At 58.7% G+C, this 17295-nt stretch carries 17 protein-coding genes; 9 read left to right on the top strand and 8 right to left on the bottom strand.

The genetic code is table 11. The features are described from left to right. The first annotated feature begins 16 nt into the window (after positions 1-16). The gene (gene ettA, locus PS14A_RS21485) at positions 17-1681 is read left to right on the top strand and encodes an energy-dependent translational throttle protein EttA (RefSeq protein ID WP_003228391.1); all 1665 of its coding nucleotides are present in this window, start codon (positions 17-19) and stop codon (positions 1679-1681) included. Positions 1682-2053: 372 nt separating this feature from the next. Then, on the top strand, positions 2054-3370 hold the full coding sequence (locus PS14A_RS21480) for a hypothetical protein (protein WP_212617174.1): 1317 nt from the start codon (positions 2054-2056) through the stop codon (positions 3368-3370). Between the two features lie 46 nt (positions 3371-3416). On the opposite strand, the gene PS14A_RS21475 is transcribed toward PS14A_RS21480, so the two are convergent. From PS14A_RS21475 to PS14A_RS21460, 4 genes are all read right to left on the bottom strand, one after another. Next, entirely contained in the window at positions 3417-3920 is a 504-nt protein-coding gene (locus PS14A_RS21475; RefSeq protein WP_130912495.1) for a GreA/GreB family elongation factor, read from the bottom strand. A 70-nt stretch (positions 3921-3990) separates the two neighbouring features. Continuing rightward, positions 3991-4347 (bottom strand): hypothetical protein, encoded by a 357-nt coding sequence (locus PS14A_RS21470; protein ID WP_212617173.1) that lies wholly within the window; start codon positions 4345-4347, stop codon positions 3991-3993. Positions 4348-4566: 219 nt separating this feature from the next. Beyond that, positions 4567-6420: a DUF4105 domain-containing protein gene (locus PS14A_RS21465; protein WP_212617172.1), complete on the bottom strand. Its 1854-nt coding sequence runs from the start codon at positions 6418-6420 to the stop codon at positions 4567-4569. Positions 6421-6663: 243 nt separating this feature from the next. Then, positions 6664-7152, bottom strand: a complete 489-nt coding sequence (locus tag PS14A_RS21460) for a DUF3015 domain-containing protein (RefSeq protein ID WP_016773112.1) — start codon at positions 7150-7152, stop codon at positions 6664-6666. A gap of 302 nt (positions 7153-7454) precedes the next feature. Between PS14A_RS21460 and PS14A_RS21455 the strand changes: the two genes are divergently transcribed. Further along, positions 7455-9893: an ATP-binding protein gene (locus PS14A_RS21455; RefSeq protein WP_024014367.1), complete on the top strand. Its 2439-nt coding sequence runs from the start codon at positions 7455-7457 to the stop codon at positions 9891-9893. 324 nt (positions 9894-10217) lie between these two features. After that, entirely contained in the window at positions 10218-10538 is a 321-nt protein-coding gene (locus PS14A_RS21450) for a hypothetical protein (protein WP_137215621.1), read from the top strand. Here the strand turns inward: PS14A_RS21450 and PS14A_RS21445 are convergent. Beyond that, a complete protein-coding gene (locus PS14A_RS21445; RefSeq protein ID WP_212617171.1) occupies positions 10535-12361 on the bottom strand; it encodes a hypothetical protein in 1827 nt (608 codons plus the stop codon). The genes PS14A_RS21450 and PS14A_RS21445 overlap by 4 nt on opposite strands. Before the next feature lie 160 nt (positions 12362-12521). Between PS14A_RS21445 and PS14A_RS21440 the strand changes: the two genes are divergently transcribed. From PS14A_RS21440 to PS14A_RS21430, 3 genes are all read left to right on the top strand, one after another. Continuing rightward, complete coding sequence (locus PS14A_RS21440) at positions 12522-13010, top strand: TIGR00645 family protein (RefSeq protein WP_016773116.1); 489 nt, start codon at positions 12522-12524, stop codon at positions 13008-13010. A 131-nt stretch (positions 13011-13141) separates the two neighbouring features. Next, a complete protein-coding gene (locus PS14A_RS21435; RefSeq protein ID WP_122506670.1) occupies positions 13142-13447 on the top strand; it encodes a DUF6482 family protein in 306 nt (101 codons plus the stop codon). Between the two features lie 120 nt (positions 13448-13567). Then, the gene (locus tag PS14A_RS21430; RefSeq protein ID WP_137215619.1) at positions 13568-14185 is read left to right on the top strand and encodes an FKBP-type peptidyl-prolyl cis-trans isomerase; all 618 of its coding nucleotides are present in this window, start codon (positions 13568-13570) and stop codon (positions 14183-14185) included. A gap of 137 nt (positions 14186-14322) precedes the next feature. Here PS14A_RS21430 and PS14A_RS21425 read toward each other — a convergent pair whose 3' ends face one another. The 3 genes from PS14A_RS21425 to PS14A_RS21415 all read right to left on the bottom strand — a co-directional run bounded on the left by PS14A_RS21425 (position 14323) and on the right by PS14A_RS21415 (position 16276). Beyond that, the gene (locus PS14A_RS21425; protein WP_016773118.1) at positions 14323-14580 is read right to left on the bottom strand and encodes a hypothetical protein; all 258 of its coding nucleotides are present in this window, start codon (positions 14578-14580) and stop codon (positions 14323-14325) included. A gap of 204 nt (positions 14581-14784) precedes the next feature. Continuing rightward, positions 14785-15126: a zinc ribbon domain-containing protein YjdM gene (locus PS14A_RS21420; RefSeq protein WP_016773119.1), complete on the bottom strand. Its 342-nt coding sequence runs from the start codon at positions 15124-15126 to the stop codon at positions 14785-14787. Between the two features lie 181 nt (positions 15127-15307). Further along, the gene (locus PS14A_RS21415) at positions 15308-16276 is read right to left on the bottom strand and encodes a polyprenyl synthetase family protein (RefSeq protein ID WP_016773120.1); all 969 of its coding nucleotides are present in this window, start codon (positions 16274-16276) and stop codon (positions 15308-15310) included. 241 nt (positions 16277-16517) lie between these two features. Here PS14A_RS21415 and rplU point away from each other — a divergent pair, with 241 nt between their 5' ends. Both rplU and rpmA read left to right on the top strand, forming a co-directional pair. Then, on the top strand, positions 16518-16829 hold the full coding sequence (rplU, locus tag PS14A_RS21410) for a 50S ribosomal protein L21 (RefSeq protein ID WP_007924746.1): 312 nt from the start codon (positions 16518-16520) through the stop codon (positions 16827-16829). A gap of 35 nt (positions 16830-16864) precedes the next feature. Beyond that, positions 16865-17122: a 50S ribosomal protein L27 gene (rpmA, locus tag PS14A_RS21405; protein WP_016773121.1), complete on the top strand. Its 258-nt coding sequence runs from the start codon at positions 16865-16867 to the stop codon at positions 17120-17122. The last annotated feature ends 173 nt before the right edge of the window (positions 17123-17295 follow it).

Here is a 17295-nt window from a genome sequence, read left to right as displayed (position 1 = left end):
TGACCCAAGGTTCTCCATGGCTCAATACGTCTTCACCATGCATCGGCTGGGCAAAGTTGTTCCGCCGAAGCGGGAAATCCTCAAGAACATTTCGCTGTCCTTCTTCCCCGGCGCCAAGATCGGCGTGCTCGGCCTCAACGGTTCGGGCAAATCCACGCTGCTGAAAATCATGGCCGGCGTCGACACCGAGTTCGAAGGCGAAGCCCGTCCGATGCCGGACCTGAACATCGGTTACCTGCCGCAAGAGCCGCAACTTGATCCGACCAAGACCGTGCGTGAAGTGGTCGAGGAAGCGGTCAGCGTGATCAAGGATGCGCAAGCGCGCCTGGACGAAGTCTACGCGGCCTACGCCGACCCGGATGCCGACTTCGACAAGCTTGCTGCTGAACAGGCCAAGCTCGAAGCGATCCTGCAGGCCAGCGACGGCCACAACCTCGAGCGTCAGCTGGAAGTCGCCGCCGATGCGCTGCGTCTGCCGGCCTGGGACGCGAAAGTCGAACACCTGTCCGGTGGTGAAAAGCGTCGTGTCGCCCTGTGCCGTCTGCTGCTGTCCGCGCCGGACATGCTGCTGCTCGACGAACCGACCAACCACCTGGATGCCGATTCGGTGGCGTGGCTGGAGCATTTCCTCCACGACTTCCCGGGCACCGTGGTCGCGATCACGCACGACCGTTACTTCCTCGACAACGTCGCCGGCTGGATTCTGGAGCTCGACCGCGGCGCGGGCATTCCTTACGAGGGCAACTATTCGGGCTGGCTCGAAGCCAAGTCCGATCGTCTGGCGGCCGAATCCAAGCAGCAGTCGGCTCATGAAAAAGCCATGAAGGAAGAACTGGAGTGGGTGCGTAAAGGCGCCAAGGCCCGCCAGTCGAAATCCAAGGCACGTCTGCAACGCTTCGAAGAAATGCAATCGCAGGAATTCCAGAAGCGCAGCGAGACCAACGAGATCTACATCCCGGCCGGTCCACGCCTGGGCGACAAGGTCATCGAATTCAAGAACGTCACCAAGGGCTACGGCGATCGCGTGCTGATCGACAACCTGTCGTTCTCCATGCCCAAGGGCGCCATCGTCGGCGTGATCGGCGGTAACGGTGCCGGTAAATCGACCCTGTTCCGCATGCTGATGGGCAAGGAAACACCGGATTCGGGCACCATCGAAGTCGGCGAAACCGTGCAACTGGCGTGCGTCGACCAGAGCCGCGAAGACCTCGACGGCAGCAAGACCGTGTTCCAGCAGATTTCCGACGGTTCCGACCAGATCCGCATCGGCAACTACGAGATCCCGTCGCGCACCTACGTCGGTCGCTTCAACTTCAAGGGCGGCGACCAGCAGAAGTTCGTCAAGGACCTCTCCGGCGGTGAGCGCGGTCGTCTGCACCTGGCGCTGACCCTGAAGGAGGGCGGCAACGTCCTGCTGCTCGACGAACCATCCAACGACCTCGACGTGGAAACCCTGCGTTCGCTGGAAGAAGCGCTGCTGGACTTCCCTGGCGCGGCGATTGTGATCTCCCACGATCGGTGGTTCCTTGACCGTGTCGCCACGCACATCCTGGCGTACGAAGACGACTCGCAAGCGGTGTTCTTCGAAGGCAACTACACCGAGTACGAAGCCGACCGCAAGAAACGCCTCGGCGAAGCAGCGGCCCAGCCGCACCGGGTACGCCACAAGAAACTGGCCTGATATTGGGTGGCTTGCTTGAAAACGTGCCTTCAGGCCTGACCGGTTGACTGAAAACCGAGGTCTGAAATATGTCTCGCCCGGGTCGTTGCGACCCGGGCGATGATTGATGCCGGCGTACATGCCGGCTTCGATGACACCTCTTCCGGCCAGCAATTGGCCCCATGAAACCTGAACTGGCTTACTTTTTTAACAGGTTGTCACTCATTTCAACACCTGCTCAATGAGCAACTGCGGTCGATCGACGATTCGATGATAGACGCCGGGTCCCGCGGCGACACTTCCTACATCACTCTCGGATTTGCCTGACTTCTTTCCCTTTCTCGTCCGTGCAAAGTCTCGCGTTCCTATCTCCTGTCACGCGAGGCTTCGCGAATGTTCGCCAATGAAAAACCTCTGGCTCTGGGCAACTCCCTGCCTGTGGATAAGTCATTGGCAACCAGGTTGTTCCTGCCTTCGGTGCTGCCTCTGGGTATTACGGCTTTCTACACGGTGCCAGCCCTGATTTCGTTCCTCAAGGGTGACGATCCTAAAGCCTCCGTTGTTCTCTTGCTCTCGGTGATATGCACAATCCTTTATCTGTTCTTCTGGATATCAAGGATTGATGTGCTGGTACTTGATTTTATTTATTCCTGCAAGAAGAAATACGTCGGAATGCGCAAGTTGGCATTGTGGGTTTCCGGCAGTTATTTCGTGCTAATGGTGTATGTCTCATACACGGCATCTTCCATACCCCTTTTTGACTCAATCAGGGGCTTGGATGTACAGGTCGTTGCCGAAGGCAGGGAAACTTTTTTACGCGCAAGAGTCGGGTTCGAAGTTGTATTGAATTACTTGTATTCCATGTTTCGCTCGTTCCTGATGCCATTCGCTGTGTGCATTCTGTATCAGGGTAATAGCAGGTTAAGACATGCCGTGCTTCTGATGTTTCTGTTCTCATTGATGCTCACGCTGGAGAAAAGTTTGAGTGTTTTGGCCCTGCTGCCGCTTTTTTATTTCTTTACGCAAAAACGCAATTACAGAATGGCCGCACTCGTACTCCTGCTGACAATAGCAGCAATTGGCACCACCTCCTTTCTGGCACGCGGGGGCTTGGCCGATGATTCGTACACAGCCGGGGCTGCTGCACAGATCGGTTCGGGGAATCAATCCAGTAAAGACAGAAGTCTGAGACAGGCGGCTCTTACAGTTCCCGAAAAATATAATATGTTCAGAGGGGATAGCCAGGTTGAATACATCCTCAACAGGGTTTTTTACATTCCTTATATAACAGCGCATGAATGGCTAAGATATCAGCATGAGATCATGAATGGTGAGTTCACATTCGGGCGTAGTATTTCGGTAGTTGCCGCTTTCCTGGGGGAGGAAAAAATAAATCTTGAGAAAGAAGTTTTCAGTTTTCAGTGGGGGCAAAATGAAACGGCAACAGGCTCGGCGAATACAGCGTACTTTATTGATGCTTATCTGAATTTTGGATTTGCAGGGTGCTTTTTATACACGCTTGTCATCGTATGTATACTTCGGCTAACGGTCATGTCTGATATTGCCATACTTCAAGCCTGTGTTTTTGTCCCTTTGATATTTCTGCTGTTCAATTCGCTTACCGCCATGATCTTCAGTGGCGGGTTGTTTTTTCTTGTGTTCCTGGCGCTGTTTATCTCCGGGAAGAATCCGCCGTCCGAAACGTCATAGATACCGGCATCCTGCCTTGCGCCTTGCCGGGCGCTCGGAAAGGTATTCAAACGGGCAAGGAGTTCTGCAGATCCAGCACCTCGATCAGGCAATCACCAGCAGGTCGACTCCACAACACTTCATCTCCAATACTGGTACCGAGTAACGCCTGCCCCAACGGCGAGCCCCAATTGATAAGGCCCTGCGTCGCATCCGCCTGGTCCTCGCCTACCAATTGCACTCGTTGCTGCTGGTCATGCTCATTGGCAAAGGTGACCCATGTGCCGATCCGCGCTTTGTCGGCCGATGCGGACAAAGACACCACTTGAGCGCTTTGCAGGCGGTGATTGAAATACCGCCAGTCCCGCTCAAGGTCGGCCTGGCGCTGCTTGTCTGCAAGTTCACCCTTGGTGCTCTGATCATTGATCTGGCTTTGCAATTCGGCGACCTTGGCCTGCAACTGCGCCAGGCCCTGCGGTGTGACGTAATTTGGCTGCGTGCTGACCTGGCGTTCGACCGGCTGATCGGCCTGCGCGGCGGCGTTGTCTTCGTTGACGAATGCGCGACTCATGAAGTCCTCCTCTTAAAGGATTTGGGCCATGGTTGCCGGCATTTGGTTTCAATGGATGTCTGCAAGCGACCTATTGTGAGCGATAAGCCCGCCCGGCGTCCTGGTCCTTCTGCTGCTGCCAGGCGCGTTCGCGTTCGTCCCAATGTTCGTTGCGATATTGCTCGCGATCCTTGTTTTCGAGCATCGCCTGACATTGGCGGAAGCCGTCGACCCAGCCTTCGGCGTATTGCTGATCCTTGAGATAGCGCGGCACGTTCTTGCGAAATTCGCCGCTGATCGACCCCGCCGCTTGCCGGCCGCTGATGCAGCCGTCATCGAAACCGTCGGCGAGGGCCGGTGGATAACCCTTGGCGATCAAGTCTTCATGGGTGGTCTGGCAACCGCCCAGCGCCAATACAACGCCCAACAACCCCACGTACCGCCACATCGCACTCTCCCGCGCCGGTTTTCGGCTGATACGGGAAGTCTAGAAGGCGATTCATGAGGCGGCTGTCGAAGGCCTGTGAAAAATCCATTGCACACCAAAAAGCCCGTGTGGGAGCGAGCCTGCTCGCGAAGGCGTCGTGTCAGGCAACACTACTATTGACTGACCCACCGCTTTCGCGAGCAGGCTCGCTCCCACAGGGAGATTCACACAGGCTCGGGATCAGTAGTGATACCACTTCACTTCAAGCATGACTTCTGTTTCCGGGCTGGCGAGCTGGCTGAATTCACGCTGCGCACTCAAGCGCAGACCGAGGTTGCGCGACAGCTCCCACTGCTGATTCAGGCTCAGGCTGCGGCGCACTTCGCCGTTGAAGAAGTAGTCGCCCTTGGCTTCCAGGCTCAGATTGCCCAGCGGGTTTTTCCACAGCACGCCGGTGTTGAAGCCACCGGCCGGGGAAACAAACTCGGCGAAGTCGTTGTTGTGTTCCACCCGCACCGTGCCCAGCGCAAAGCCGAGAACGTCTTCGCCCAACTGCCACGTGCCGCCGCCGCCACCGTTGACATGGCTGACCAGCGTTTCGTCGTCATGCTTGCCCGGCACGCGCTCAAGGCCACCGGTGACTTGCCACGACAGCGGTTGCAGCAGCTCGTTGCGCGGTGTCAACGAACGAATGGTCGCCAGATCCAGTTGCTGCAACTGCCAGTCATTGCCTTCGTATTGACGCAGCTTCAGTTGCAGGATCTCGATCTGCGCGCCGAGGGGGAAGCTTTCGGCGTTGTCATTGAGGTCGTGATAAGCCATGCGCAGGCCGTATTCGCCAAAGGCGCGATCGCCTCGCGTACCGAGCCCGGCCTGCCAGGTGCGGGACTCGTGGCCATCTTCGGGCAGACCGGGTTGCGGAATCTCCAGCTCCGGCGGCGGGTTCTTGTTGATCGCCCGCAACAGTTCGAAACTGCGCTGCGCTCGTTGTGGGTCGCGCTCCTGACCGTTGGCGCGGTAGCGCTCCAGACGATAGGCGGCATCGACGATCAACGCCTGACGTGCGCGTGGCAGGGCTTTGAACGTCGGATCCTGCAAGGCCTTTTGATCGGCGCTGACTTTTAGCACCCATTGCTGCTCATCATCGCTCAACGGCTCGGCGCGGCTGAGCAGTTCACGTTCGCGGGACGGGCGATATTCGATGTGCTCGACCAGCCCGGCCTCTTTCACCGCTTTGACGGTGTCGGTGGGGATCGCGGTCAGCGGGAATTGTTCGGTCAGGCGCAGGTTCGGCCGCGCCACTTGCAGCAATTCCAGCAAGCGATAGGAGCAGTTTTCGTCGAAGAAGAAGTAGTCGAACTGGATCTGCTTGAGCTCCCACACATGTTCGACCATGCGTGCGGTTTCTTCCTGAGTCAGATTGAGCCGGTATTCCCACAGATCGCGGTTTTCCAGGCTGCGGTATTCCGAGAGTTTTTCCTGATACGGCACCAGCGCGAACAGCCCTGGGTAGCCGCCCATCAAGCCTTTCCAGGCATACAGAATGCTGTTGTCCGAGCCTTCGATGTAGGCACCGAAGTTGATCGCGTAGCTGAGCAGCGAAGTCTTGTCGGCCTGCACGTCCGCCTGATCGATGCGCAGCAGGGTGTGGCCGAACATCGACGACGGGCTGTTGAGATACGCCGCCGGGAAAATCATCACCGCACTGTGCGGCGAGACGTCCTTGAACCATTGCTTGTATTCGGCGCATTGCGGCGCTGGCAGGTCGGCGAGATTGAGCTGCGCTTTCAGCCAGCGCGTGCGCGCGGGGTATACGCATTGTGCGTGTTGCTCGCCGAGGCTGGCCGGGGCGTACAACGCCTGCACGGTGGCGGCCAGTTCGCGGTCCGGATGCTCGTTGCCATCGGCGGCGAGAAAAAACTTCTTGTCGCTGACATAGCTGCGCCAGCCGCCGAGTTTGGCGGTTTCGTAATGACCGAGGGAAATCCAGAAGCGGTCGTTGGCCAGTTGCTGCAAACGTTGAGGATCGATGTGAGGCGCGGCGGACAGCGGGGCGCAGACACAGAGCGCCAGCCAGGCAAGGCGTTTGAGCATAGGTGGCAACTTAAGTCGAAAGAAAACAAATCCCGGATCGGGGGTAATCACTGCACCCTGTGGCGAGGGGATTTATCCCCGCTGGGCTGCGAAGCGGCCCCATAAGCTGTGTCACCAATGCATCGGATACATCGCATGCACAAGTTTTACGACTGCTTCGCAGCTGAACGGGGATAAATCCCCTCGCTACAGACCGTATTCAAAATAAAACCCGCTTCCCGAAGGAAGCGGGCGGGGTCGAGCTTAAGCCTGAGTTGCGTACTTGGCCAGACGTGGGTCCGATTTCAGTACTGCCAGGGTGTTGGTATGCACGTCTTCAGCGGTCACGTCAGCTTTGCTGAAGATCTGCTGGAAGTGCTCGTGGGTGACTTGCGCGAAGTGCGCGCGATCTTCCGGTGCTACGCCCAGGACCACGGCATAAGTGGTCAGCGCTTCGCCGTTGCCTTTGGCCATGTCTTCGGACAGCTCGTTCATCATGCCATTCATGGCGAACCAGGATTTGCCGCCATAAGTCAGGGACGCGTTGGTCGAGCAGCCGTTGGTGCCGGAGGTCATACCGAAGGTAGCGTTACCGGAAGTGCCGTTGGTGGTGGAAGCAAGGAAGTGCGCCGGGGTGCCACGCTGACCTTCGAACAGCATGTTGCCCCAACCGCAATCCGGGCCGCCCGGGGCTTGCGCCATTGCGTTGATGGATACAGCGGTGAAGAGAGTACCGAGAAGAATCCGTTTCATAGCTTTGTTCTCTTTATGTGCATACCAATGGACAGGGTTCTGGCCCTTCGTGCTCTGCCCAAGGACAAAGCCGAAAGTGTCAGTGGGCCGGTATTAGTTCCAGCCGCGCAGTTTGGAGTTTAGGCACGTTCCAGCGGTTCCGTGACTTTTTGCAAAATATTTGGAATAAACCTCTGATTTATCGGGACCCGTCGGCCGGCCGCGCGCTTGTCTATGCTTTGTCATGTGGCGCGCCTTGCCAGTGGGGCACGGGCAGCGCCAGAATGCCGCTACCTGCCCCGCCTGATTGTTAAGGAAGCCCGATGCCTGATCCTGTTGCTGCCAGCCTGCGTCTTGCGCCCGAAGCGCTGACTCGTCCGTTTTCCGCTGAACAGTTCAGCTTCACTAGCACCAATGATCTGGAGCCCTTTCGCGGTGTGCTCGGCCAGGAACGCGCGGTCGAAGCCTTGCAGTTCGGTGTGGCGATGCCACGCCCCGGTTACAACGTATTCGTCATGGGCGAGCCCGGCACCGGCCGTTTCTCGTTCGTCAAACGCTACCTGAAAGCCGAAGGCAAGCGCCTGCAGACCCCGGCGGACTGGGTCTACGTCAACAACTTCGATGAGCCGCGCGAACCGCGTGCACTGGAGCTGCCATCGGGCACGGCGGCCTCGTTCATCGGCGACATCAACGGCCTGATCGACAACCTGCTGGCGACTTTTCCGGCAGTTTTCGAACACCCGTCCTACCAGCAGAAAAAAAGCGCCATCGACCGCGCCTTCAATCAGCGCTACGACAAAGCGTTGGACATCATCGAACGCCTGGCCCTGGAAAAAGACGTCGCCCTCTACCGCGACAGCAGCAATATCGCCTTCACTCCGATGCTCGACGGCAAGGCCCTGGACGAAGCCGAATTCGCGCAGTTGCCGGAAGCCGAGCGCGAGCGTTTTCACGATGACATTTCCGGCCTCGAAGAGCGCCTGAATGAAGAACTCGCCAGCCTGCCGCAGTGGAAGCGCGAGTCGAACAATCAACTGCGTTCGCTCAACGAAGAAACCATCACCCTGGCCTTGCAGCCTTTGCTGGCGCCGCTGTCGGAGAAGTACGCAGAGAACGCCGGGGTCTGCGGTTACCTGCAAGCGATGCAGGTCTACCTGCTGAAAACCGTGGTCGAGCAACTGGTCGACGACAGCAAGACCGACGCCGTCGCGCGCAAGTTGCTGGAAGAACAATACGCACCAAGCCTGGTGGTCGGGCATCCGGCCAGCGGCGGTGCGCCGGTGGTCTTCGAGCCGCATCCGACCTACGAAAACCTGTTCGGCCGCATCGAGTACACCACCGATCAGGGCGCGCTCTACACCACTTACCGGCAGTTGCGTCCGGGTGCGCTGCACCGCGCCAATGGCGGCTTCCTGATTCTTGAAGCGGAAAAAATGCTCAGCGAGCCGTTCGTGTGGGATGCGCTCAAACGCGCCCTGCAATCGCGCAAACTGAAAATGGAATCGCCGCTGGGCGAGATGGGCCGCTTCGCCACCATGACCCTGAATCCGCAGCACATTCCGTTGCAGGTCAAAGTCATCATCATTGGTGCGCGGCAGCTGTATTACACGCTGCAGGATCTCGATCCGGACTTCCAGGAGATGTTCCGCGTTCTGGTCGACTTCGACGAAGACATCCCGATGGTCGACGAAAGCCTCGAGCAGTTCGCCCAGCTCCTGAAAACCCGTACTTCGGAAGAAGGCATGGCGCCGCTGACCGCCGATGCGGTGGCACGACTGGCGACCTACAGCGCACGGCTGGCCGAGCATCAGGGGCGCTTGTCGGCGCGCATTGGCGATCTGTTCCAACTGGTCAGCGAGGCGGATTTCATTCGCCATCTGGCCGGCGATGAAATGACCGACGCCGGCCATATCGAACGCGCTCTGAAAGCCAAGGCCACCCGCACCGGGCGGGTCTCGGCGCGGATTCTCGACGACATGCTCGCCGGGATCATCCTCATCGACACCGATGGCGCGGCAGTCGGCAAGTGCAACGGGCTGACAGTGCTGGAGGTCGGCGATTCGGCGTTCGGCGTGCCGGCGCGGATTTCCGCCACGGTCTATCCGGGTGGCAGCGGCATCGTCGACATCGAACGTGAGGTCAACCTCGGCCAGCCGATTCACTCCAAAGGCGTGATGATCCTCACCGGTTATCTGGGCAGCCGTTACGCTCAGGAATTCCCGCTGGCGATCTCGGCGAGCATTGCGCTCGAGCAGTCTTACGGCTACGTCGATGGCGACAGTGCGTCGCTGGGCGAGGCGTGCACGCTGATTTCGGCGCTGTCGAAAACGCCGCTCAAGCAATGTTTTGCCATCACCGGTTCGATCAACCAGTTCGGCGAAGTGCAGGCAGTCGGCGGGGTCAACGAGAAGATCGAAGGCTTCTTCCGCCTCTGCGAAGCACGCGGTCTGACCGGCGAACAGGGCGCAATCATTCCCCAGGCCAACGTCGCCACTTTGATGCTCGATGAAAAAGTCCTCGCCGCCGTGCGCGCCGGGCAGTTCCACGTGTATGCAGTGCGTCAGGCCGATGAGGCGTTGAGCCTGCTGGTGGGTGAGCCGGCCGGGGAGCCGAACGCCGATGGCGAATTCCCCGAAGGCAGCATCAATGCGCGAGTGGTCGAGCGCCTGCGCGATATCGCCGAGATGATCAGCGAAGAGGACTTGAAAGAGGCCGAGAAGGAACTGGCGCAGGAGGCTCTCGCCGAGGCCAAACCGGCCTGACAGGCTTGCAATAAACCCTGTGGGAGCGAGCCTGCTCGCGAAAGCGCTGTATCAGTCGACGAATGAGTTGGCTGATCCATCGTCTTCGCGAGCAGGCTCGCTCCCACAGTGCTTTTCCAGATTGATCTCTGCGGGGATCTTCGGGGAATGTGCCACTACTCTGACGCCAATATTCACACAATGACCATTCGGCGCCTTCTGGTTCCATTTGGCTTGCGCGGGACACTTTTCTTCTATTCTCAGGTCAAGGATATCGACAGTATCACTGGATCGAGCCAGTCCTCCCGTGGGGGCTGAATACCGGCTTTACCGAGGGTCGCCGCCATGTCGCGCAACCTCTGTCTCACCCGTCAATGCCTGGGTCTGGTGACCCGGATCGAATGCGCCGTCAAGCCGCTGGCCGGCGACAACGGCATGTGGACGCTGCTCTTCGCGGCCGGCATGGCCGGCGAACAACCTTCCGCGATAAAAGCCCAAGGACCGTTCCACGGCCCGGTCGCGGCCGAGTCGATTCTCGACACCATCGTTGAAAGCCTGACCTTGCATGGTTACGAACTGGCCAATGATCCGCAGATCTGGAGCTTGCACTTGCAAGCCCAGCTACGGCAGATCAACGGCGGTCGTGGGCGCAGCCTCAACGGTTAAGGCGCCTGGTCCACCGGCGCCTTGTCGAGCTTGACCTCAAAGCCGTATTGCACGGTGGCGAGGTCGGTGCGCTGATAGGTTTCCACGCGAGTCGGGCGACCGTAAAAATAGTGCACGCCGAGTAGCGCCGGGCCTTCGGTGCTGGCGTCGTGGCTGACCGAAAGAATCTGCTTGAGGTAGTGGCCACTGTCGTCCTTGACGAAGAAACGCCATTCGTTGGCCGGGAAGGTTTTCAGGTCGACCACCAGCGTGTTGTCCTTGATCGCCAGGCCTTTGGGCAATGACTGCGCGTCGTAGGATTGCTTGGCCACCGTGGCCAGAAATAACGGCATCGAGCCCACGGCAATCGCCGGGGTTTCCGGAAACAGATTCAGATCATAAGTAATCGTCGCTTGCAGCGGATCGACCTGGTACGCCTCGGGCGGCAGTTCGATCGGCTCGTCGAGTTTGCCGCCGCGCTTTTCCGTGAAGAAGGTCACCGGGCTGACGCCGGGGTTGAGTTCGTCGCCAAGCAATTCGTCGTTGAAGGTGCGGCGGTGGGAAAACTCTATACGCGCCGCGCTCGGCTCTTCCACCGATTGGTGAATGCGCACGCCGGCCTTCAATTGTTCTTCGGTCAGGTCCGCGCCTTTGAGCCAGTTGGCGGCGAGGTCGTCATACACCACAACTGGCAGGTCCAGCGGCTGCACGGCTTTAGCCGTGGTGTGCGGATTGAAGGTGCGCACCGGCAGGTCCAGGGATTTGCGCGTCACCGTCGCCGAGGAGAAGTCGAGCACGCTGACTTCCAGTGTCTCGATCGGACCGTGGAAATACACCTTGTTGTAGCGACGCGGGTGGTCTTTCTCGAAGGCTTGCTGGTCGTCGCTGAGCTGTTTTTCCAGGGTGTCGCTCCAGCTCTTCTGCTTCTGTAACTGCGTCAGTTGTTTCTGGTAGAACGCGACCTGCTCCGGGCTTTCGTTGATCGAACCGGCGCGCACCAGGTATTGGCCGCTGGCGTCGCGGGCCTGGACGATCAGCGGATTGATCCGGGTTTCGGCGACTTCCGCTGCCAGCGGCAGGCTGTTGCTGACTTCGACCTCGGCATAGTTCTTTTCCAGCTTGAGCAGTTTGACGCTGAGGTTGTCGTTTGTGCGGGTCTGGCCGACGTCTTTCTGCGTCAGGTCAAAGCTGTACAGGCGACGCGGCGCGATGACCTCGACCTGGCCTTGCAGGCTGACCGGTTGTGGCAGGCTTTTCTTGTCGACGTTGAGGCCATCGATGAACGGGTAGGTCACCGTCAGGTCATCGGGATTGGTCACGTTGGAGCTGGACGGGCTGAGTTGAATGCCTGGGTCGGTCTCCGACCACTCCGGCTGCCAGGCGATCACGCGTTTGTTGCTTAGCGTCACCGAGTGCCACTCGATGCCGTGCGGGAACAGGAAACCGCCGGGAATGTTCAGGTTGAACGGGAATACCGGCTGCAGATCGGTGAGGTAATCCGAGCTGGCGTCCTTGTGCAGCACGAACAGGCCGTTGATGAAGGTATCGACCAGCGCTTGCGGGGTAGGGTAGTGCTTGAGCACGGCGAGGGCGTCTGCGCCGTATTCGGTGTGCGGGGTGATGTCGTCGAGCTTGAGCCGGGCGCGTTCGAGCAACAGCAGCGAACCGCCGAGTTCGGTGATGGCGTCCTTGAGCTTGGGATCGCTGATCGTGTCCAATGACTGTTCGAAGGTGGCGGTCTTTTCGTCGAGGTTGGCGACGTGCTTTTCATCGCCGGGCGAGCAACCGCCGATGAGCAAGGCGAGGCAGATTCCGGCAGTCGTCAACGCTGATCGCACATCCATTTCCACGCGTCCTGTCCACTGTCATTGGGCTGTCAATGCTTTGGACACTAGCAGAAAAACTTTGTCACACACACGCAGGTGGCGGATTTTCCGGCGGTTTCTGGCTGTCACAGCGGGCTGTTATACTCGCCGCCATTTCCAGCCCCTTGTGTGAGAGTCAATGGAACGCTTTATCGAAAATGCAATGTACGCCACCCGCTGGCTGCTGGCGCCGATCTACATCGGCCTGTCCCTCGGTCTGCTGGCGCTGGCATTGAAGTTCTTCCAGGAAATCATCCATATCCTGCCCAACGTCTTCGCCATGGCTGAATCGGATCTGATTCTGGTGCTGCTGTCGCTGATCGACATGGCGCTGGTGGGTGGTCTGCTGGTGATGGTGATGATTTCCGGCTATGAGAACTTCGTCTCGCAACTGGACATCGACGAAGGCAAAGAGAAGCTCAGCTGGCTGGGCACCATGGATTCGTCGTCGCTGAAAATGAAAGTCGCGGCGTCGATCGTGGCTATCTCCTCGATCCACTTGCTGCGCATCTTCATGGATGCCAAGAACGTCGATCCTGAGCACTTGATGTGGTACGTGATCATCCACATGACGTTTGTGGTGTCCGCGTTTGCCATGGGTTACCTGGACAAGGTCACCAAGCACTGATCAGCCGATCAAGGCAAAAAAACCGCCCGTCTGTTGCGAAACAGACGGGCGGTTTCGTTTGTGGCTTGTGCTTTCAAGCGCGCCGGCCTATCCCTTTAACGGTGCGATTCGCCACGGTGTGAGGTGCTTCCATGAACCTGCAAGAGTTGAACGCGTTTGCCATCGCCAGAAAGGTCGACGAGCTGAACCTGATCTCGATGGAAGGAGGCATTTACCTGTTGGAAGCGAGGATGCATGGGACGGCGTATCCGTTGAGCGATCTCAAGGGCAATATGCTGACGCTGCGCTCAGTGGAGCACGCGCGGGATCTGCTGCATGCCTTCCCGGTTCTGCCATTCAACCTTGTGCACACCTCAGTCCATGACGAAATGTGCGGGCTGGTCGCTGACCTCGATGAAAGCCTGAAAGTGCCGCTCGCCTGGCGCTCGGCCCTGTAGCCCCGGCCCCAAGTCCGGGGTATCTGTGCTAGTCTGCTCGCCCTTTTGGTTCCGGGCGCGCCGGGACGCGCTGTGCACGCACGGCAAGTCCTGTGGCCGTCCGCACAGCGGAGCAGTGTCATGTCCGAAGTAAATCTGTCCACCGACGAAACCCGCGTCAGCTACGGTATCGGCCGTCAACTCGGCGACCAGCTGCGCGACAACCCGCCACCGGGTGTCAGCCTGGACGCGATCCTGGCCGGTCTGACCGACGCTTTCGCCGGCAAGCCAAGCCGTGTTGGCCAGGAAGAGATGTCCGCCAGCTTCAAGGTGATCCGCGAGATCATGCAAGCCGAAGCAGCGGCCAAGGCTGAAGCCGCGGCTGGCGAAGGCCTGGCCTTCCTCGCCGAAAACGCCAAGCGTGAAGGCATCACTACTCTGGCCTCCGGCCTGCAATTCGAAGTGCTGACTCAAGGCGACGGCGCCAAGCCGACCCGTGAAGACCAGGTGCGTACGCACTACCACGGCACGCTGATCGACGGCACTGTGTTCGACAGCTCCTACGAGCGCGGCCAGCCTGCCGAATTCCCGGTTGGCGGCGTGATCGCTGGCTGGACCGAAGCGCTGCAACTGATGAATGCCGGCAGCAAATGGCGCCTGTACGTGCCGAGCGAACTGGCTTACGGCGCCCAAGGCGTCGGCAGCATCCCGCCGCACAGCGTTCTGGTGTTCGACGTCGAGCTGCTGGACGTTCTGTAATACCGAGCCTGCCTTGATGGCGGGCTAACCCTGTGGGAGCGAGTCTGTTCGCGAAGGCGGTGTGTCAGTCAACTCAATCGTCGACTGCAAATCCGTCTTCACGAGCAGGCTCGCTCCCACAGGTTTTGTACTACCGCTCATATTTCGATCTTGTTGTGCAGCTCATTGGTCGGGCGCAACGCCCGGGCATAGCAGAACAGGAACAGATTGCGCACCAGCTCCTTGAGCACCAGCGGCTCGCTGGAATTGAGGCTGCTGACGTCCAGATCGCCTTGATCCTGCAGCTCATGCAAGGCTTCTTCTTCAAGCACCGCACAGACTTCGCCGGTTTCCCGATGGAGGATTCTGAGGTACGGGTGTGGGCGATCCAGCCAGGCGTCGATCAAATAAGTCATGGGTCTCATCTCCTTGAAAGGTTTCAATGAGAATAATTCTTATTCATCAAATAGCAAGTGCCTATTGGCGGATCGTGGAGTTTTCCGGGTAAAGGTTGTGTCAGGTCAAAATGGCTGGCTGATGGCCATGCGCGGATTCATTGAGCCGAAGCGGGGAGGGCAAAGCTCCATCCCACGGCTGGCGCGGGATGGATGACGCAAGGCTCAGACTTTTCTGACGAACTCGGATTTGAGCTTCATCGGGCCGATGCCGTCGATCTTGCAGTCGATGTCGTGGTCGCCATCGCACAGGCGGATGTTCTTGACCTTGGTGCCGACCTTGACCACCAGCGATGTGCCCTTGACCTTGAGGTCCTTGATCACGGTGATGGTGTCGCCGTCCTGCAGGACGTTGCCGACCGAATCTTTCTTCACGGCATCATCGGCCGCCACTTCGGCTTCGCCGCTGGCAGACCACTCGTGGGCGCACTCGGGGCAGACCAGTTGGGTGCCGTCTTCGTAGGTGTATTCGGAATTGCATTTCGGGCAGGGTGGCAACGTGCTCACTAAGGTTCCTTGGGTATCAGGAGGACTAAAGGGCGCACATTGTATAGGGTTTTACGCGGAGGAGGGCATAGCGCAGAAACAACTGTGGGAGCGAGCCTGCTCGCGAAAGCGCTGTGTCAGTCAACATTGAGTCGATTGGCAGATTGCTTTCGCGAGCAGGCTCGCTCCCACAGGGGATGAATCAGTGCGTGCGGGCTACCGCGAACTCGCTCAATTCAACCAAGGCATCGCGGTATTCGCTGGCCGGCAGCGCCTCGAGGCACTTGATCGCACGGGCCACATAATCACGGGCCAGTTGCGCGGTGTACTCCAGCGAGCCGGACGCTTCGACGGCGATGCGGATGCTTTCGAGGTCTTCGATTCCGCCTTTCTGGATCGCCTGACGCACCAGTGCCGCCTGTTCGGCCGTGCCTTCGCGCATGGTGTAGATCAGCGGCAGGGTCGGTTTGCCTTCGGCCAGATCGTCGCCGACGTTCTTGCCCAGGGTTTCCGCGTCGCCTTTATAGTCGAGCAAGTCATCAACCAGCTGGAACGCCACACCCAGGTGATCGCCAAACGTGCGCAGGGCTTCGCTCTGCTCGGCGGTCGCGCCGGCCAGGGCGGCGGCGCTGTGGGTCGAGGCTTCGAAGAGCATCGCGGTCTTGCCGCGGATGACTTCCATGTAGGTTTCTTCGCTGGTGCTGGCGTCACGCACCTTGGACAGTTGCAACACTTCGCCTTCAGCGATGATGCGTGTGGCCTGCGAGAGAATCTTCATCACCGGCATCGAGCCGAGTTCGACCATCATTTCGAACGAGCGCGAATACAGGAAGTCGCCGACCAGCACGCTCGGGGCATTGCCCCACATGGCGTTGGCGGTCGAGCGGCCACGGCGCATGCCGGACATGTCGACGACGTCGTCATGCAGCAAGGTCGCGGTGTGCAGGAATTCAATGGTGGCGGCCAGCAGGCGCATGTCGTCGCCTTCGCGACCCAGGGCCTTGCCACACAGCAACACTAATAAAGGACGCAGGCGTTTGCCGCCGGCCGACGTGATGTAATCGCCGATTTTCGATACCAGCGGCACTCGAGACGTCAGCTGCTTCTTGATGATGCCGTCGACGGCGCTAAAATCGTCCGCCACCGCGCGGTAGAAAGCTTGGGGTTGCATCAGCGAGAGTCGCTCCAGAAGGGTTGCGCGGCATGCTAGGACCCCCGTCCAGACCTGTCAAGGCGCGATGGACGGCCACTTGCGCGAGGCAGATTGCTTGCGTACAATCGCGCACCCTGAACTTCCTGGGCAGCACCTGCCTTACGCAATTGCACTTGGGCCGTTCCAGCCCCATGCAGCCATGCCAGCCAATACCTCTTCTTATAAAGAGCTGGGTGAGCAGGATTATCGGAGAAATACCATGTACGCAGTAATCGTTACCGGCGGTAAGCAATACAAGGTCGCTGAAGGTGAATACCTGAAGATCGAAAAACTGGAAATCGCTACTGGCGAATCCGTGACTTTTGATCGCGTTCTGCTGGTCGCCAACGGCGACGACGTGAACATCGGCGCACCAGTTGTTGCTGGCGCAACCGTCAAGGCTGAAGTGATCTCCCAAGGTCGTCACGATAAAGTCCGCATCATCAAGTTCCGTCGCCGTAAGCACCACATGAAGCGTATGGGCCACCGCCAGTGGTTCACCGAGATCAAAATCACCGGTATTCAGGCTTAATTACAGCCTAATTCCTCACTAGGAGAATTGAACTCATGGCACACAAAAAAGCTGGTGGTAGTACCCGTAACGGTCGCGACTCAGAAGCCAAACGCCTTGGCGTGAAGATGTATGGCGGCCAGGTCATCAAGGCCGGCAACATCATCGTGCGTCAGCGCGGCACCCAATTCCACGCTGGCTACGGCGTTGGCATGGGCAAGGATCACACTCTCTTCGCTAAAATCGAAGGCGTGATCAAGTTCGAAGTAAAGGGCGCCTTCGGTCGTCGTTACGTGAGCGTAATCGCGGCTTAATCGCGAGATCGCTGGAGAAGCCCTGTCTTGCGACGGGGCTTTTTCGTTTGTGGGGTGAGTCTCTTGCAAAGCTGTTTGTATGGGCTGTCGGCGTGCGATGCAGGTCGTGTCTTGGGGTCGCTGCGCTCATTTTTGCAAGAGTCTTATGTCTTGATTGTTTTTCGGCTCGTCCG

This window comes from Pseudomonas sp. 14A (assembly GCF_018132745.1).
Classification (GTDB): Bacteria; Pseudomonadota; Gammaproteobacteria; order Pseudomonadales; family Pseudomonadaceae; genus Aquipseudomonas; species Aquipseudomonas mercuritolerans.
The sequence above is the reverse complement of the archived record's forward strand: the minus strand, read 5'-3'. Positions and strand labels throughout refer to the sequence as shown.

What these genes read in the sequence shown, in the direction of transcription:
- PS14A_RS21475 (WP_130912495.1), bottom strand. Translation starts at nt 3,920, where the DNA reads ATGAGTCGCGCATTCGTCAACGAAGACAACGCCGCCGCGCAGGCCGAT.
- PS14A_RS21455 (WP_024014367.1), top strand. Translation starts at nt 7,455, where the DNA reads ATGCCTGATCCTGTTGCTGCCAGCCTGCGTCTTGCGCCCGAAGCGCTG.
- rplU (WP_007924746.1), top strand. Translation starts at nt 16,518, where the DNA reads ATGTACGCAGTAATCGTTACCGGCGGTAAGCAATACAAGGTCGCTGAA.
- PS14A_RS21450 (WP_137215621.1), top strand. Translation starts at nt 10,218, where the DNA reads ATGTCGCGCAACCTCTGTCTCACCCGTCAATGCCTGGGTCTGGTGACC.
- PS14A_RS21435 (WP_122506670.1), top strand. Translation starts at nt 13,142, where the DNA reads ATGAACCTGCAAGAGTTGAACGCGTTTGCCATCGCCAGAAAGGTCGAC.
- PS14A_RS21465 (WP_212617172.1), bottom strand. Translation starts at nt 6,420, where the DNA reads ATGCTCAAACGCCTTGCCTGGCTGGCGCTCTGTGTCTGCGCCCCGCTG.
- ettA (WP_003228391.1), top strand. Translation starts at nt 17, where the DNA reads ATGGCTCAATACGTCTTCACCATGCATCGGCTGGGCAAAGTTGTTCCG.
- PS14A_RS21440 (WP_016773116.1), top strand. Translation starts at nt 12,522, where the DNA reads ATGGAACGCTTTATCGAAAATGCAATGTACGCCACCCGCTGGCTGCTG.
- PS14A_RS21415 (WP_016773120.1), bottom strand. Translation starts at nt 16,276, where the DNA reads ATGCAACCCCAAGCTTTCTACCGCGCGGTGGCGGACGATTTTAGCGCC.
- PS14A_RS21470 (WP_212617173.1), bottom strand. Translation starts at nt 4,347, where the DNA reads ATGTGGCGGTACGTGGGGTTGTTGGGCGTTGTATTGGCGCTGGGCGGT.
- PS14A_RS21430 (WP_137215619.1), top strand. Translation starts at nt 13,568, where the DNA reads ATGTCCGAAGTAAATCTGTCCACCGACGAAACCCGCGTCAGCTACGGT.
- PS14A_RS21480 (WP_212617174.1), top strand. Translation starts at nt 2,054, where the DNA reads ATGTTCGCCAATGAAAAACCTCTGGCTCTGGGCAACTCCCTGCCTGTG.
- rpmA (WP_016773121.1), top strand. Translation starts at nt 16,865, where the DNA reads ATGGCACACAAAAAAGCTGGTGGTAGTACCCGTAACGGTCGCGACTCA.
- PS14A_RS21445 (WP_212617171.1), bottom strand. Translation starts at nt 12,361, where the DNA reads ATGGATGTGCGATCAGCGTTGACGACTGCCGGAATCTGCCTCGCCTTG.
- PS14A_RS21425 (WP_016773118.1), bottom strand. Translation starts at nt 14,580, where the DNA reads ATGACTTATTTGATCGACGCCTGGCTGGATCGCCCACACCCGTACCTC.
- PS14A_RS21460 (WP_016773112.1), bottom strand. Translation starts at nt 7,152, where the DNA reads ATGAAACGGATTCTTCTCGGTACTCTCTTCACCGCTGTATCCATCAAC.